Source organism: Micromonospora sp. NPDC049580, assembly GCF_040675595.1.
GTDB lineage: Bacteria > Actinomycetota > Actinomycetes > Mycobacteriales > Micromonosporaceae > Micromonospora.
The window spans coordinates 1-2,892 of the sequence record NZ_JBFAPG010000637.1; the positions used below are offsets into that span (position 1 = coordinate 1).

General features: G+C 73.5%; 3 protein-coding genes. All 3 read left to right on the forward strand.

All coding sequences use genetic code 11. The features are described 5' to 3' along the window. Positions 1-810 (forward strand): tyrosine recombinase (locus tag AB0J68_RS30310; RefSeq protein ID WP_363942085.1); only part of this gene is annotated, 810 nt, incomplete at its 5' end. A gap of 181 nt (positions 811-991) precedes the next feature. Further along, positions 992-1,915, forward strand: a complete 924-nt coding sequence (locus AB0J68_RS30315; protein WP_030334877.1) for an AAA family ATPase — start codon at positions 992-994, stop codon at positions 1,913-1,915. A gap of 23 nt (positions 1,916-1,938) precedes the next feature. Beyond that, positions 1,939-2,892: segregation/condensation protein A (locus tag AB0J68_RS30320; RefSeq protein ID WP_363942089.1), on the forward strand; the 954-nt coding region annotated here is incomplete at its 3' end.

Below are 2,892 nucleotides of genomic sequence, written 5' to 3' on the forward strand. Positions count from 1 at the left end.
CTCGCGTCGGTCGGCGCCGGCGTCGTCGAGTCGCACCTGGCCCGGCTGCGCGCCGGAGACGACGACCATCCGCCCCTCGCCGTGTCGTCCGCCGCCCGCGCGGCCAGCGCGGTCCGCGGCCTGCACCGCTTCGCGCTGCGCGAGGGGCTGGCCGGCGCCGACCCCAGTCGCGACGTCCGCCCGCCCACCCCGCCGCGCCGGCTGCCCCGCGCGCTGGGAGTCGACGACGTGGTCCGGCTCCTGGAGACCGCCGGTGCGATCACCGCGACCGGCGAGGACGCGCCGCTCGCGCTGCGCGACCGGGCGCTGCTGGAGTTCCTCTACGGCACCGGCGCGCGGATCTCCGAGGCGATCGGCGCCGCGATCGACGACCTCGACGCCGACGAGGGCACCGTGCTGCTGCGCGGCAAGGGCGGCCGGGTGCGGCTGGTGCCGATCGGCGGGTACGCCGTCGAGGCGGTGCGCGCCTACCTGGTCCGGGCCCGCCCCGCTCTGGCCGCCGGCGGTAAGGGAACCCCCGCCGTCTTCCTGAACGCGCGCGGCGGGGCGCTGTCCCGGCAGGGCGCCTGGGCCATCCTGCGCCGCGCCGCCGGGCGGGCCGGCCTGCCGGTCGAGGGCGCCGCCGCGGTCTCCCCGCACACCCTGCGCCACTCGTACGCCACCCACCTGCTCGACGGCGGCGCCGACGTCCGGGTGGTCCAGGAGTTGCTCGGCCACGCCTCGGTGACCACCACCCAGGTCTACACCCTCGTCACCGTCGAGCGGCTGCGCGAGGTGTACGCCACGGCCCACCCGCGCGCCCTCGGCTGAACCCCGGCCGTCGTCGGCTTCGACACGCCGGGCCGGTGCCGAACGCCCTGCTGGTCGGTGGCGTACAGTCGGCATCGGCGCGGACCTCCTGGGGCGACACGACCGGGGTGCGCAGCGGCGCCGCGAAGGACGTCGGACGGCTCCGACGCCGGGTGGGTCGTCGGGAGGGGGCAACGAGCACATGGCTGGCAACGGTGACCGTGCCGAGACCTGGACGTCGGAGCTCCGCGAGCAGCAGGCCACGCTCGGCGCGGACCTGGGTCCCGCGGACCCGGCTGCCTACACGATGCGCAAGCCGATCCCCGAGCCGATGCCCACCGACCGGCACGGCCCCGCGCGCATCATCGCGATGGCCAACCAGAAGGGTGGCGTCGGCAAGACCACGACCACCATCAACCTGGGCGCGGCCCTCGCGGAGTACGGCCGCAAGGTGCTGCTCGTCGACTTCGACCCGCAGGGCGCGCTCTCGGTGGGCCTGGGGGTCAACCCGCACAACCTCGACCTGTCCGTCTACAACCTGCTCATGCAGGACGACGTGACCGCCGAGGACGTCCTCATCAAGACCGACGTCGCGGGTCTGCACCTGCTGCCGGCCAACATCGACCTCTCCGCCGCCGAGATCCAGCTCGTCAACGAGGTCGCCCGGGAGATGGCCCTCGCCCGGGTGCTGCGGACCGTCCGCAAGGAGTACGACTACATCCTCATCGATTGCCAGCCGTCCCTCGGCCTGCTGGCGATCAACGCGCTGACCGTCGCGCACGGCGTGCTCATCCCCCTCGAATGCGAGTTCTTCAGCCTGCGCGGCGTCGCGCTGCTGCTGGACACCATCGACAAGGTGCGCGAGCGGCTCAACTTCGACCTGGAACTCGAAGGCATCCTCGCCACCATGTACGACAGCCGCACCACCCACTGCCGGCAGGTGCTCCAGCGGGTGGTCGAGGCGTTCGGCGACAAGGTCTACCAGACGGTCATCACCAAGACGGTGAAGTTCCCCGAGTCCACCGTGGCCGGTGCCCCGATCACGACGATGGACCCGGCGTCCTCCGGGGCGCGCAACTACCGTCAGTTGGCCCGTGAGGTGATCGCCGCCCAGTCGGAGCGGTAGCCGGAACGCCCCGTGTCCGTGTCGTGGACTACGGTCGTGCGGTGACCGCGCCACCCCTCGACCCGCCCGAAGCCGCTGCTGCGGCCGTGGTCGACGGCGTGCCGCCCGCCGCCCCGCCCGCCGACCTGGCTGCCGACACGGCTGCCACCGGCTTCACGGTGCGGCTGGCCAACTTCACCGGCCCGTTCGACCTGCTGCTGCAACTGATCGGCAGGCACAAGCTCGACGTCACCGAGGTGGCCCTGCACACGGTCACCGACGAGTTCATCGCCTACATCCGCGCCATGGGCGACAGCTGGGACCTCGACGAGGCCAGCGAGTTCCTGCTCATCGCCGCGACCCTGCTCGACCTGAAGGCGGCCCGGCTGCTGCCCGCCGCCGAGGTGGAGGACGAGGCGGACCTGGCCCTGCTGGAGGCGCGCGACCTGCTCTTCGCCCGACTCCTGCAGTACAAGGCGTACAAGGAGGCCGCCGCCCACATCGCCGAGCTGGAGGCGGTCGGCGGTCGCCGGTATCCCCGGGCGGTCAGCCTGGAGCCCCGCTACGCCGAGGCGCTGCCCGACCTGGTGCTCGGCATCGGCCCGCAGCGACTGCTGAAGCTGGCCGTGCGGGCGATGACCCCGAAGCCCGTGCCGGAGGTGTCCATCGCCCACGTGCACATGGTCCGGGTCAGCGTCCGCGAACACGCGGCGATCCTCGCCTCCCGGCTGCGCCGGGCCGGCACGGCGACGTTCTCGCTGCTGTGCGCGGACTGCGAGGCCACCCTGGAGGTGGTGGCACGGTTCCTGGCGCTGCTGGAGCTGTACCGGGAGGGCCTGGTGGCCTTCGTGCAGGAGCAGGCCCTGGAGGAGCTGACCGTGCGCTGGACCGGCCCGGTCGACGGCGAGACCGAACTGCACGTCGACGAGTACGCCGGCACCCCCGCCGATCCAGGCCCGGCCTCCGCCGTCGGCTCCGGCCCCGAGGGCGGGTCGGGG